The following is a 12,885-nucleotide window of genomic DNA, read 5'->3' as shown; positions in this document are numbered from 1 at the left end:
CAGGCCGGGACCACCCCTCACACGTGCGGCGGACCGCTCGGGCTACCCCCGAACTGCCCTGACCGCTGGGGCTACTTGAGCTTCTTGAGGCAGAGCACGTAGTTCAGCGCCGGGAAGTTGGTGTAGGTCCGGGTGTACCAGCTGTCCGACTTCGGCTGCTTCTCGCAGACCTTCTCGTCCGACGTGGCGGGGTACTTGTAGATCACCTTGTACTGCGCCTTGGTGTCGGTGCAGGGCAGCACCGAGACCTTCGGGTGGGTGTCGGTGGTCTCGCCGGCCGGGCCGTTCTCGTTGCGCAGGCAGTCGCCGGCCTTGGCCGTGTCGACGCTGTCGGGCGCGTCGGCCGGGTCGCTCGGGGTGGTGACCGGCGGCAGGGTGATGCTCGGCACCGCCGGCATCGTGAAGGTCGGCGAGGGGAAGGCCGGCGGCGGCGCGGGCGTGTAGCTGAAGGAGCTGGCCGACGGCGACGGCGCCGCGATGATCGGGTCCGTGCCGGTGCCGTGCTTCCCCGGGCCGAGCACGCCCGTGGAGGCCAGGACGAGGGTGACCGCCAGCGAGACCGGCACCAGCAGCATCGCGATGTGCGGGCGGCGGGTCAGCGGGACGCCCGGGTCCAGCTGCGGGCCGTGGCTGCCCGGCACGGGCGGCTGCAGCCGCTGGAACCGGTTGTGCGGGACGAGGTTGGCCAGCAGGGTGATCGGGGTGAGCAGCCACGACACCAGGCTCCACCAGCCCTGGACCAGCGTCCGGGCGGACATGTCGCGCACGGTGGCCGTTCCGCAGGTGCGGCAGAACGGGCCGGTCATCCGCAGCATCCGGTAGGCGAGTATCAGGCCCTGGTGGCCGCGGACGGTGGCGTTGACCGCCGGGTAGCCCCCGCAGAAACGGCAGGTGAGGCCGTCCGCCGGGCCCTGCTGCGGGTACCCGTAGCCGTAGCCCGCGGCCTGCTGCGGGTAGCCGTACGGCTGCTCGGGCGGCGGGGCGCTCGGGTAGCCGTACCCGGGCTGGCCGGGCGGCGGCGGGGGCGGCGCGCCGTAGGCACCGCCGGAGGAGTAGGGGTTGCCGTCGCCCGGCGGCGGACCGTACGGCATCTGGGGCGGAGGCGGAACGGACAAGTGGTCCCCCGGGGACGGAGTGGCGGAAGGGTTCAGGACTTCTTCACCGGCGGGAGGCCGGTGGTGGCGGGTGCCATCGGGCCGAGGCAGAGCACGTACCGCTTCTTGTTCCAGCGGCGGCCGCTCTTGCCCGAGACGGCGCTGGTGGTCTGCGGCGTCTGCTTGCAGCGGTTCACGTCGGTGGTGCCTTCGAACTTCGACAGTACGCGGTAATTCGCTTTGGAATCCGTGCACTTGACGATGTCGACATCGCGGGAGCCGCTAACCTTCACACAGTCGCCGGGCTTGGCGCTGCTGACGCTCGGTCCGGCGACGAAGTACCCGACCACCAGGGCCACGCCGCCACCGACCAGGCCGACGGCCTTCAGCTTGGAGAAGCCGCTGCGCTTGGCGGGCGGTGCGGCCGGTGCCGGAGCGGCGGGCTGCGGGTAGCCGTACGCCCCGGGGGGCGGCTGCTGCCCGTACGGCTGCTGCCCGGGCGGCGCCTGGCCGTACGGGGGCTGCTGCGCGTACGGGGGCTGCTGCCCGTACGGCGGTGGCGGTCCGTAGCCGGGGGCCGGCTGCGGGGGCTGCCCGTAGCCGGGCGGCGGCCCGTAGGGCGCGGCCGGCGGGGGAACGGGCGAGCCGTACGGGTGCGCGGGCGGTCCCCCCGGCGCCGGCTGTGGCGGGCCGTAGGGGTTGGGCGGTGTGCTCATCAGTTCGTCCCCCGAGACAGAGTGCTGTCGCTCCGACAGGTCTGACACCTTAGCGACTCGGTCGGACGCCATCCGTCCCGAGTCCCGGGGGTTTCGTGGAGAACCGGTCGGCGGTCCGGTTAGCGGCCTGGTCCAGCGGCCCGGTTCAGTGTCCGGGCCGGCGGCGGGCGGCGCGCAGGTAGAGGGCGGCCGTGCCGGCGTACACCGCGGCGACCCCGACGACCACCCCGACCGACCGGCCGGACAGCGGCAGCACCAGCGCGGTGACCAGGGCCGCGGCCACGAAGGCGACGTTGAACAGCACGTCGTAGATGGCGAAGACCCGGCCGCGGAACTCGTCCTCGACCGACTCCTGCACCACGGTGTCGGCGCAGATCTTGGTGCCCTGGGTGACCACGCCGAGCAGCAGGGCGGCGATCAGACACGGCGCCAGGGTGAAGCTCAGACCGAGTGCCGGGACGAAGACCACCGGGGCGACCAGGCAGGCCGTCATCCAGCCGGTCAGGCCGAGCCGGCGGGTGCACCACGGGCTGACCACCGCGGCGATGAAGAAGCCGGCGGCCGAGAGGCCGACCGCCTGGCCGAGGGTGACCAGGCCGGCCGCGCTGTCGGACGGGTCGTTGAAGGTGTACCGGGCGAGCATCACCACGACCACGATCAGCACGCCGTAGCAGAACCGGGCCGCGGTGACGGCGGCCAGCGCGTGCACGGCGGGCCGGCAGTCCCGGACCAGGTGGCGCACCGCGGCGCCGAGTTCGACGGCGGCCCGGACCAGTGCCTGACCGAGCGCCGGGCGGTCGGCGTGCTGGTCCGGGCCGAGCAGGTCGCGGTCCATCCGGCGGGCGGCCAGCGCGGCCGACAGGTAGAGCAGCGAGGCGACCGTGACCAGCGCGGCGTCCGCCTCCGGCCCGGGGGTCATCACCTGGTGCAGCAGGAAGCCGATGCCCCCGCCCGAGGCGGCGGCGACCGTCCCGAGGGTGGGGGAGAGCGCGTTGGCGGTGACCAGCTGGTCCTGCTCCACCACCCGGGGCAGGGCCGCGGACAGACCGGCCAGGATGAACCGGTTGAGCGCGGTGACCAGCAGGGCCGAGGCGAAGAACAGCCAGGTCGGAGCCTCGGCCAGGAGCAGCGCGCCGGTGACCATGCCCAGCCCGAAGCGGGCCAGGTTGCCGAAGTACAGCACCTGGCGACGGCGCCAGCGGTCCAGCAGCACCCCGGCGAACGGGCCGATCACCGAGAACGGCAGCAGCATCACGGCCAGCACCGAGGCGATGTCGGCGGGGGAGGACTGCTTCTCGGGGGAGAAGACCACGTAGGCGGCGAGCGAGACCTGGAAGACGCCGTCCGAGAGCTGGGAGAGCACCCGGGCGGTCAGCAGCTTCCGGAAGTCGCGGCCCCGGAGCAGCTCCAGGAGCGTGGCGCGGTGCGCGGACTGGTGGGTGCTGCCGTTCTCGGTGATCGCCACCCGCCCAGAGTGCCATGGAACCGGCCGTGGTTTCACGTGAAACATTGCCCCGGGAAAGGTGAAGGGCCCATGATCCGGGGATCACGGGCCCTTCGGTGGAGCCACGAGCTACGAGCTACGAACGCTCAGCGCACAGCGTTCGACAGTCGCGAACTTCGCTGCGCTCAGCGCTCGACCTCGCCGCGGATGAACTTCTCGACGTTCTCCTTGGCCTCGTCGTCGAAGTACTGGACCGGCGGGGACTTCATGAAGTACGAGGAGGCCGACAGGATCGGGCCACCGATGCCGCGGTCCTTGGCGATCTTCGCGGCGCGCACGGCGTCGATGATGACACCGGCGGAGTTCGGGGAGTCCCAGACCTCGAGCTTGTACTCCAGGTTCAGCGGGACGTCGCCGAACGCGCGGCCCTCGAGGCGGACGTAGGCCCACTTGCGGTCGTCCAGCCAGGCCACGTAGTCCGAGGGACCGATGTGGACGTTGTTGGCGCCCATCTCGCGGTCACGGATCTGCGAGGTGACGGCCTGGGTCTTGGAGACCTTCTTGGACTCCAGGCGCTCGCGCTCGAGCATGTTCTTGAAGTCCATGTTGCCGCCGACGTTCAGCTGCATGGTGCGCTCGAGGAGGACACCGCGGTCCTCGAACAGCTTGGCCATCACGCGGTGCGTGATGGTGGCGCCGACCTGGGACTTGATGTCGTCACCGACGATCGGCACGCCGGCCTCGGTGAACTTGTCCGCCCACTCCTTGGTGCCCGCGATGAACACCGGCAGGGCGTTCACGAAGGCGACCTTGGCGTCGATGGCGCACTGGGCGTAGAACTTGGCGGCCTGCTCGGAGCCCACGGGCAGGTAGCAGACCAGGACGTCGACCTGCTTCTCCTTGAGGATCGCGACGACATCGGCCGGGGCCTCGTCGGACTCCTCGATGGTCTGGCGGTAGTACTTGCCCAGGCCGTCGAGGGTGTGGCCGCGCTGGACGGTGACGCCGCTCGGCGGCACGTCGCAGATCTTGATGGTGTTGTTCTCGCTGTTGCCGATGGCGTCGGCCAGGTCGAAGCCGACCTTCTTGGCATCGACGTCGAACGCGGCGACGAACTCCACGTCACTGACGTGGTAGTCACCGAACTGGACGTGCATCAGCCCGGGGACCCTGCCGGCCGGGTCGGCGTCCTTGTAGTACTCGACACCCTGCACCAGCGACGCGGCGCAGTTGCCGACGCCCACGATGGCTACGCGAACCGAACCCATTTCCGGTTGCTCCCTGTGATCTCATGAGGGCCGCCGGTACCGGCGGAACTCGTCCTGCATCTTCGATGACTGCTTGTGGGGCGCGAGGCGCCCACTCCTGCCGCGCGGCACAGGGCTGGCGCGGTGTCAGCGCTCCTGGGCGGAGCGCCCCGGGCGGTCGTACGGTGGCCCGGACGGGTCCGAGGACCCGGTCTCCTGGCCACGGCCGTCCGAAGTCTTGTGGGGTACGGCGGTGGAGTTGCCGCCGGTGGCGGGGCCGCCGGGGCGGCCGGTGCGGTTGGACCGCTCGGTCTCGATCAGCTCGTTGAGCCAGCGGACCTCGCGCTCCACGGACTCCAGTCCGTGCCGCTGGAGTTCGACGGTGTAGTCGTCGAACCGTTCGCGGGCACGGGCCAGCGAGTTGCGCATCCGCTCCAGACGCTCCTCCAGCCGGCTGCGGCGCCCCTCCAGGACGCGCATCCGGACGGCCCGGTCGGTCTGGCCGAAGAACGCGAAGTGGACGCCGAAGTGCTCGTCCTCCCAGGCGTCCGGACCGGAGTCGGCGAGCAGCTCCTCGAAGCGCTGCTTCCCCTCGGGGGAGAGCCGGTAGACGATCTTGGACCGCTTGCCGTTGAGCGCGGTGGCCGGGACGTACTCGACGTCCGGGTTGTCCTCGACCAGGAAGCCCTGGGCGACGAGGCTCTTCAGGCACGGGTAGAGCGTGCCGTAGGAGAGCGCGCGGAACGTGCCGAGCAGGATGTTGAGCCGCTTGCGCAGCTCGTAGCCGTGCATCGGAGCGTCATGGAGCAGGCCGAGAACGGCGAATTCCAGGACTCCTGAGCGCCTGCCCACTGCCGCGTCCTCCTCCCTCTCGGCCTCCGTCGAGCCGCTGCATCCGGCGGTATTCCGCTTCGATGTATCGGCTCGATATATCGAGAACAGTAAACCCGACCCCCGGAACCGGCAAGGGGGGCGCGCGTGAATGTGATCACAAGCCGACGCGCGGGTGGGCTTGGCAACGGGCGTGTAATGATCTGACGCCGTTTTGCGGTTATTGGCGAATGATGCCCGATTAGTTGTAATTCAGTGCTGCGTACGCTGTCGCGTGTGCACGAGGACCACCTCCGGGATCAGGGCGGTTGGCGGGCATCGGACGTGAACCCTGCCTTCAGGTCGGAAACGCCTGGCGAGGAGTAGCTGGAAGATGAGCGAGCGACGGCGAAGGACGCCCGACCCGGGCGGTGACGGGCAGCAGCCCCCGGGAGGCGGCGGCCGTCGGGGAGGGCCTGGGCCCGACGAGTTGAGCTCCGAGGGCCTCGGCCGTCGGCGCCCGCCGGGCGTCCGGGAGACCGCTCAGCAACCCCGGATGACCCGTGCCGAGATGCGCAAGGCCGCCCAGAAGAAGGGCAAGGGCGGTGGTGCCGATGCCGGCGGTACCGGTGGTGCCGGTGGCGGCCGGCGCGGTGCCGCCGCGGCCGCCGGGCCCGGCAAGAAGCGCTTCATCGACTACCCGCGCTTCGGCAAGACCGGGGTCCGGCGCTGGCTGCCGTCCTGGAAGCAGTGGCTGAGCGGCTTCCTGCTGGTCTTCGGCTGCTTCGTCGGCCTGGTGTTCTACCTGTACCAGACCACCGAGATCCCCAACATGAACGAGCTGGTGAAGGGCCAGAACACGATCTACTACTGGGCGGACGGCAGCGAGATGACCCGCAAGGGCCAGACCAACCGTCAGATCGTGCCGCTCGACGAGATCAGCCCGAACCTGCAGAACGCCGTCATCGCCGCGGAGAACCAGAGCTTCCGCGAGGACAGCGGCATCGACCCCAAGGGCATGATGCGCGCCGTCTACAACATGGCGAAGGGCGGTGAGACCCAGGGCGCGTCGACGATCACCCAGCAGTACGTCAAGAACGCCTACCTGAGCCAGGAGCAGACCCTCAGCCGCAAGGTGCGGGAGTTCTTCATCACCCTGAAGATCAACCAGAAGCTGGACAAGCCCGAGATCCTCAAGGGCTACCTGAACACCAGCTGGTTCGGCCGCGGCGCCAACGGCGCCCAGGCCGCCGCCCAGGCGTACTACGGGATCGACGCCAAGGATCTGGACGTCTGCCAGAGCGCCATGCTGGCCGGCCTGCTCAAGGGCGCGGCGTACTACGACCCGACCAACCCGGCGAACAAGGAGCGGGCCGAGGGGCGGTGGGCCTGGATCCTCGACCAGATGGTGAAGACCAAGGCCATCACCCCGGAGGACCGGGCCAAGTGCACCACGTTCCCGACCCCGGTCCCGCTGAAGCCCAGCACCAACATGAACGGTGAGATCAGCTACCTGGTCGACACCGCCAACAAGTACGTCCTGAACAACGACAAGTCGATCACCCAGCAGGTGATCGACAAGGGCGGCCTGAAGATCTACACGACCTTCGAGAAGGACAAGGTCGACGCCCTGAAGAAGGCCGTGGACGACGTCAAGGCGGAGAACCTCAACCCGCAGAAGCGGCCGGACAACGACACCAACATCCAGTTCGGCTCCGCCAGCATCCGCCCCTCCGACGGCGCGATCATCGCCCTCTACGGCGGTGACGGCGTGGAGAACGGCCACTTCGACAACAACGCCGACGCCACCGGCGTCCAGGTCGGCTCGACCTTCAAGCCCTTCGTACTGGCCACCGCCATGCAGGTCGGCGTGCAGACCGCGAAGGAGGACGGCAAGCCGAAGCGGATCAACGCCGACAGCCGCTACCTGGCCGACGACCTCTCCGAGATCCGCAAGCCGGACGGCTCGCTGGTGATCGGCGACGACGGCAAGCCGTACAAGCAGAAGAACGAGGACACCAGCAAGCACGGCTACGTCTCGCTGCGGCAGGCCATGCAGTTCTCGTACAACGTGCCCTTCGTCCAGCTCAACCAGGACGTGGGCGGCCAGAACGTGGCCGACATCGCGGTGCAGATGGGCGTCAAGAAGGACAGCCTCGCCGACCCGAAGACCGCCACCTTCCCGCTCGGCACCTCCACCATCAGCCCGATCCGGATGGCCACCGCCTACGGGACCCTGGCGGCCAGCGGCAAGGAGTCCGAGCCGTACTCGGTCACCAAGGTCGAGGTGGACGGCAAGGAGCGCCCGGGCTTCGGCAAGAAGGAGGCCAAGGTCGCGCTGGAGCCGACCGTCGCCGACAACGTCACCGACGTCCTGGTGAACGTGGCGGCGAAGGGCACCGGTACCAAGACCCTCGCGCTGGGCCGCCCGGTGGCGGGCAAGACCGGTACCACCGACCAGAACAAGTCGGCCTGGTGGGTCGGCTACACCCCGCAGCTGGTGACCAGCGTCGCGATGTGGCGCGAGGACCCGAGCAAGCACGAGCGGCAGTCGCTCAACGGCACCGGCGGCAAGGCCTCCATCCACGGTGGTGACATCCCGACGGACGTCTTCACCCGGTACATGAAGGTCGCGCTGGCCAACGAGAAGGTGCTCGACTTCCCGAGCCCGCAGCCGGTCGGCTCCGAGGTCGACTCCTCGGGCGCGCCGTCCACGCCCACGGCCGCGCCGACGCCGACGATGACCGACAGCCCGTCGGCCCCGACGCAGACCCAGCAGCCGACGCAGCCCGCCCCGCCGCAGCCGACCCAGACCCCGACCTGCGTGCCGGGCGTGGACTGCCCCGGCGACCAGCAGCCGACCCCGACGAAGACCAAGACCCCGCACCCGACCAACACCTGTCTGCTGGGCCTGCCCGGCTGCCAGACGCAGCAGCCGACACCCACGGACACGACGACACCGGGAGGCGGCGGCAAACCGACCGGAAAGCCGACGCAGACCACGCCTCCCCCCGCCCCACCAGGGGTTGCCGGGCAGTAGCCCGGGCGAGACGTCGGAACGGCGGTGGCGGTCCTCCCCGGAGGGCCGCCACCGCCGTTTTCGTCACGCTTCGCGGCCCGGCCGCCCCCGGATCGCCGCAGACCGTTGCGGGGTCCTCCTCGTCCCGGCGCGGACGGTGCGGCAGGATGTCCGGCATGACGTCGAGCGATCGTGACGAATCCGCCGCCCCGGTCGGGCCCGGCGCCGCCGCAGGGCCCGCCCCGGCAGCCGTCGCCACGGCCGCGCCGCCCGCCAACACCGTGGTCGTCCCGGCCGACGAGGACCCGGTGGCGGCGGCCGGCAGCGAGGTGATCGGCGGGCCGCCCGGCCGCCGGGCGCTGCTCGGCGTCTCCTGGTGGATCCCGGCGCGCTTCCTGGCGCTCGCCGTGATCGTGGTCTCGGTGCTCGGCATGGTGCAGAAGGTGCCCTGCTACGAGCAGGCCTGGTTCCAGCCGGGCTCGCCGCAGTACATCCACGCCTGCTACAGCGACATCCCGCACCTGTTCTCCGGACGCGGCTTCGCCGCCGGGCTGCACCCGTACGTGGACCGCATCCCGGGCTCCTCGGGGGACCTGCAGTACCTCGAGTACCCGGTGCTGACCGGTCTGTTCATGCAGGTCGCGGCCTGGCTGACGCCCGGCGGGGGCGACCAGCAGAGCCAGGAGCAGTGGTTCTGGGCGGTCAACGCCGGGCTGCTGATGGCCTGCGCGGTGGTCGCGGTGGTCGCGCTCACCCGCACCCACCGCCGCCGCCCCTGGGACGCGCTGCTGTTCGCGCTGGCGCCCGTCCTGCTGCTCAACGGCACCGTCAACTGGGACCTGCTCGCGGTCGCGCTGGCCGCCGTGGCGATGGCCTGGTGGGCGAGCTCGCGGCCGGGCTGGGCCGGCGTCTTCATCGGCCTGGCCACCGCCGCCAAGCTCTACCCGCTGCTGCTGATCGGCCCGCTGCTGGTGCTCTGCTGGCGGGCCGGCAAGTGGCGCGAGTTCCGGCTGGCGCTGGGCGGCGCGGTGGGCTCCTGGCTGGTGGTCAACCTGCCGATCATGATCGCCAACTGGCAGGGCTGGTCGACCTTCTACGTGTTCAGCAAGCACCGCGGCGAGGACTACGGCTCGGTCTGGCTGATCCTCATGCAGACCCGCGGCGTCGGGCTGGCCGACCTCGACGTCTACATCGGCGCGCTGATGGTGCTGGGCTGCCTGGCCATAGCGTGGCTCGGCTTCTCCGCGCCGCGCCGCCCGCGCTTCGCGCAGCTGGCCTTCCTGGTGGTCGCGCTGTTCGTCCTGGTCAACAAGGTGTACTCGCCGCAGTACGCGCTCTGGCTGCTGCCGCTCGCGGTGCTGGCCCGGCCGCGCTGGCGGGACTTCCTGATCTGGCAGGCCTGCGAGGTGCTCTACACCCTGGGCATCTGGTCCCACCTGGGCTTCGTCACCGGGCCCAAGCAGCACGGGATCGGCGAGGCCTGGTACCACTTCGCGATCGGACTGCACCTGATCGGCACGCTCTACCTGGTCACCCTCGTGGTCCGCGACGTGCTGTACCCGGACCGCGACCCGGTCCGCTGGGACGGCAGCGACGACCCCTCCGGCGGGGTGCTGGACCGCGCCCCGGACGTCTTCGTGCTGGGCACCGCCCGGCGGCTGCGCGAGGAGGAGAGCTACGCCGCCTACGCGCCGGCCGGCCCCGAGCAGTGGCTGGGTGAGCCGGAACTGCTGGAGCCGGCCGAGAAGCCGTAGCGCGGGCGGGCCGAAGGGCCGCGCCGAGCGCCCGGGGAGCGTCTAGCGGTCCACCACGCGGTCGAAGTGCGTGGTGGTGTGGCGGACCTGGAGACCGAGCTCGTCGCCGATCACCGGGGCCTTGGTCTCGCCGTCCAGGAACAGCAGCGAGACCTGCATGTGCGGCGGCTCGGCGAACCAGAGCTGCTTGCCGGCCCAGTGGAACGGCGACTTGGTCTTGTTGACGGTCGCCAGCCCGGCCCGGGCGATGCCCTTGGCCCGCGCGCCCATGCTCTGCACGTACTTGGGCGCCTCCAGGCCGATGCCGTGCGCGGTGCCGCCGGCGACCACCAGGATGTGGCCGTCGGCCGGCGCCGGGTGCTGGCGGTAGCCGTAGCGGTCGCCCTTCTTCACCGGGGTGACGTCCAGGACGGTGGCCCGGACCTCCAGCGCGGCGTGGTCGCCCAGCCAGAGCCGGGTGCCGATCCGGGCCCGGAAGACCGTCCCCGGGTAGCGCTGGGTCAGCTGCTCCATGCCGGCCGCGCCGAGGTGGCTGACGAACACGGTGTGCACCGGGATGCCGGCCGCGCGGGCGGTGTCCACCCAGTACGCGACCTCCTCGACCGGGCTGGAGCCGTCCGGCCGGTCCATCGGCAGGTGCAGCGCCAGGCCCTCGAAGGCGACGCCCTCCAGCTCGGCGGCGACGGTGCGCAGGTCGTCGGCGCTCACGCCGTGCCGGCGCATGGTGGTCATGCACTCCAGCACCACCCGGGCACCGTGCAGCGCCCGCAGCGCGTCCACGCTCGCCACCGTGCGGATCACGCGGGCGTGCGGCAGCGGGAGGATCTCCTCGCCGACCCGGTACGGGGTGAGCACCAGCAGCTCACCGCCGTACCACTCGGCGGCGTCGGCCGCCTCGTACGCGGTACCGACGGCGAGCACACCGGTGCCCAGCAGCGTCGCCTCCTCGGCCAGCCGGTGGTTGCCCAGGCCGTAGCCGTTCCCCTTGGCGACCGGCACCAGGCCGGGGAACTCGGCGAGGACGGAGCGCTGGTGGGTGCGCCAGCGTTCGGTGTCGAGGTAGAGCGACAGCGTCATCGGAGCAGCCTCCTCAGCGGCGGGACATGTAGAGGTCGAGGGCCTTGTGCAGCAGCTTGTTGAGCGGGAAGTCCCACTCGCCGAGGTACTCGGCCGCCTGCCCGCCGGTGCCGACCTTGAACTGGATCAGACCGAACAGGTGGTCGTTCTCGTCCAGGGTGTCACTGATGCCGCGCAGGTCGTACACGCCGCCGCCGAGGGCGTAGGCGTCGCGCATCATCCGCCACTGGATCGCGTTCGACGGCTTGACCTCGCGCTTGTGGTTGGCCGAGGCGCCGTAGGAGTACCAGACGTGCTCGCCGACCACGAGCATCGTGGTCGCGGCCAGCGGCTCGCCCTCGTGGTAGGCGATGTAGAGCCGCATGCGGTTCGGGTCCTCGGCGGTGAGGGCCTTCCACATCCGCTGGAAGTACGACAGCGGGCGCGGGGTGAAGTGGTCGCGCTCGGCGGTGACCAGGTAGAGCTGGTGGAAGATCGGCAGCTCGTCGTAGCCGCCCTGGAACACCTCGACGCCGCTCTTCTCGGCCTTCTTGATGTTGCGGCGCCACAGCTGGTTGAAGTTCTTGTGGATGTCGTCCAGCGAGCGGTTGGCCAGCGGCACCTGGAAGACGTAGCGGGGCTGGACGTCGCCGAAGCCGGCGCCGCCGTCCTCGCCCTGCAGCCAGCCGGCCTTGCGCAGCCGGTCGGCCACCTCGAAGGCGCGGGCCTCGTACCAGTCGGCCTCGACGTCGCGCAGCCGCTTGGCCTGCTTGGCGGCGATGGCCTCCTTGATGGTGGGCGCGTTCCAGCGGCGGATGACCACCGGCGGGCCCATCTTCACGGAGAACGCGCCCTGCGACTTCAGGTGCGCCAGCATCGGGGAGAGCCAGCGGTCCAGGTCCCGGTCGAACCAGTCGATGACCGGGCCCTCGGGCAGGTAGGCGAGGTAGCGCTTGAGCTTGGGCAGCTGGCGGTAGAGCACCAGGCCGGCGCCGACGAGCTGGTCGGCGTCGTCGAACCAGCCGATCGACTCGGACCGCCACTCGGCCTTCACGTCGCCCCACGACGGCACCTGCATGTGGCTGGCCGAGGCGCGGCTCCTGATGAAGGCGAGGTGCTCCTCGCGGGTGATCGTCCTCAGGCGCAGGCTCATTGCTCGGTGCTCCTCGTCGGTCGGGCTGCGGTGGGCCCCGGGTTCTCGGGCTGACCTTATCGTCCGGGGCCCGGGCGCCCGTTCCGGGCGGGCACGACGGTGCCCCCGTCGCGTACCTGTCTTCCAGCAGATACGCGGCGGGGGCGCCGAGGGTTCCGGAGCGGCCCGGTTAGGCCCTGGTTCAGCCCCAGAGGCCGCCGCGGGCGATGCCGAGGTAGAAGCCGATCGCGGATGCGCCGAGCGTGATCATCAGGACGAAGCGCTCGGCGGTGGTCACCGAGACGAACATGCCCCAGAACCCCGTGACGATGCCGGCCAGGCCGGTCCACGAGGTCAGCAGATGCAGGTTGTGGAAGAACGAGGTGGTGAAGGCGATCACGCCCAGGACGGCGGTCAGCGCCACCAGGGTGTTCTCGCGGGGGTGCGGGTGGCCGTCGGTGTTCAGCGTGAGCGCGGGCATGCGGTGGACGGACTGGGCCATGGGTCCCACCTCCAGGCGTGGAGACGAACGGGCAGGAATCCCGTTCCGTCCAGATTGCGGCGGTTGGGTCCGTCTCACAACCCCTATGCGTTTTGTTCGGCCGTACGGGTG

General features: G+C 70.7%; 10 protein-coding genes. 2 read left to right on the top strand and 8 right to left on the bottom strand.

All coding sequences use genetic code 11. From position 1 onward, the window contains the following. Positions 1-71: 71 nt before the first annotated feature. From IE332_RS41735 to IE332_RS01900, 5 genes are all read right to left on the bottom strand, one after another. The gene (locus tag IE332_RS41735; protein WP_268256513.1) at positions 72-1,091 is read right to left on the bottom strand and encodes an LppU/SCO3897 family protein; all 1,020 of its coding nucleotides are present in this window, start codon (positions 1,089-1,091) and stop codon (positions 72-74) included. Positions 1,092-1,147: 56 nt separating this feature from the next. Continuing rightward, the gene (locus tag IE332_RS01915; RefSeq protein WP_189913263.1) at positions 1,148-1,810 is read right to left on the bottom strand and encodes an LppU/SCO3897 family protein; all 663 of its coding nucleotides are present in this window, start codon (positions 1,808-1,810) and stop codon (positions 1,148-1,150) included. Positions 1,811-1,955: 145 nt separating this feature from the next. Further along, positions 1,956-3,275 carry an MFS transporter gene (locus IE332_RS01910; RefSeq protein WP_229928221.1) on the bottom strand — a complete coding sequence of 440 codons (1,320 nt, stop codon included), beginning with the start codon at positions 3,273-3,275 and terminating at the stop codon, positions 1,956-1,958. Positions 3,276-3,439: 164 nt separating this feature from the next. Beyond that, the gene (locus tag IE332_RS01905) at positions 3,440-4,522 is read right to left on the bottom strand and encodes an inositol-3-phosphate synthase (protein ID WP_189913261.1); all 1,083 of its coding nucleotides are present in this window, start codon (positions 4,520-4,522) and stop codon (positions 3,440-3,442) included. A 126-nt stretch (positions 4,523-4,648) separates the two neighbouring features. Beyond that, positions 4,649-5,353 (bottom strand): PadR family transcriptional regulator, encoded by a 705-nt coding sequence (locus IE332_RS01900; RefSeq protein WP_189913260.1) that lies wholly within the window; start codon positions 5,351-5,353, stop codon positions 4,649-4,651. A gap of 514 nt (positions 5,354-5,867) precedes the next feature. Between IE332_RS01900 and IE332_RS01895 the strand changes: the two genes are divergently transcribed. Next, positions 5,868-8,351, top strand: coding sequence for a transglycosylase domain-containing protein (locus IE332_RS01895; RefSeq protein ID WP_189913259.1), 2,484 nt, complete (start codon positions 5,868-5,870; stop codon positions 8,349-8,351). A gap of 155 nt (positions 8,352-8,506) precedes the next feature. Further along, positions 8,507-10,084 carry a glycosyltransferase family 87 protein gene (locus IE332_RS01890; protein WP_189913258.1) on the top strand — a complete coding sequence of 526 codons (1,578 nt, stop codon included), beginning with the start codon at positions 8,507-8,509 and terminating at the stop codon, positions 10,082-10,084. 42 nt (positions 10,085-10,126) lie between these two features. Here IE332_RS01890 and IE332_RS01885 read toward each other — a convergent pair whose 3' ends face one another. The 3 genes from IE332_RS01885 to IE332_RS01875 all read right to left on the bottom strand — a co-directional run bounded on the left by IE332_RS01885 (position 10,127) and on the right by IE332_RS01875 (position 12,774). Next, on the bottom strand, positions 10,127-11,161 hold the full coding sequence (locus IE332_RS01885; protein WP_189913257.1) for an alanine racemase: 1,035 nt from the start codon (positions 11,159-11,161) through the stop codon (positions 10,127-10,129). Positions 11,162-11,174: 13 nt separating this feature from the next. After that, positions 11,175-12,293 carry a lipid II:glycine glycyltransferase FemX gene (locus IE332_RS01880; RefSeq protein ID WP_189913256.1) on the bottom strand — a complete coding sequence of 373 codons (1,119 nt, stop codon included), beginning with the start codon at positions 12,291-12,293 and terminating at the stop codon, positions 11,175-11,177. A gap of 181 nt (positions 12,294-12,474) precedes the next feature. Further along, positions 12,475-12,774, bottom strand: a complete 300-nt coding sequence (locus tag IE332_RS01875) for a hypothetical protein (protein ID WP_189913255.1) — start codon at positions 12,772-12,774, stop codon at positions 12,475-12,477. Positions 12,775-12,885: the final 111 nt, after the last annotated feature.

This window comes from Kitasatospora xanthocidica, assembly GCF_014656195.1.
In the GTDB taxonomy this organism is placed as follows: Bacteria; Actinomycetota; Actinomycetes; order Streptomycetales; family Streptomycetaceae; genus Kitasatospora; species Kitasatospora xanthocidica.
The sequence above is the reverse complement of the archived record's forward strand: the minus strand, read 5'-3'. Positions and strand labels throughout refer to the sequence as shown.

Excerpts from the sequence above, each read along its gene's own strand:
- IE332_RS01915 (WP_189913263.1), bottom strand. The coding sequence starts at position 1,810 with ATGAGCACACCGCCCAACCCCTACGGCCCGCCACAGCCGGCGCCGGGG.
- IE332_RS01875 (WP_189913255.1), bottom strand. The coding sequence starts at position 12,774 with ATGGCCCAGTCCGTCCACCGCATGCCCGCGCTCACGCTGAACACCGAC.
- IE332_RS41735 (WP_268256513.1), bottom strand. The coding sequence starts at position 1,091 with ATGCCGTACGGTCCGCCGCCGGGCGACGGCAACCCCTACTCCTCCGGC.
- IE332_RS01885 (WP_189913257.1), bottom strand. The coding sequence starts at position 11,161 with ATGACGCTGTCGCTCTACCTCGACACCGAACGCTGGCGCACCCACCAG.
- IE332_RS01890 (WP_189913258.1), top strand. The coding sequence starts at position 8,507 with ATGACGTCGAGCGATCGTGACGAATCCGCCGCCCCGGTCGGGCCCGGC.
- IE332_RS01895 (WP_189913259.1), top strand. The coding sequence starts at position 5,868 with ATGACCCGTGCCGAGATGCGCAAGGCCGCCCAGAAGAAGGGCAAGGGC.
- IE332_RS01880 (WP_189913256.1), bottom strand. The coding sequence starts at position 12,293 with ATGAGCCTGCGCCTGAGGACGATCACCCGCGAGGAGCACCTCGCCTTC.
- IE332_RS01905 (WP_189913261.1), bottom strand. The coding sequence starts at position 4,522 with ATGGGTTCGGTTCGCGTAGCCATCGTGGGCGTCGGCAACTGCGCCGCG.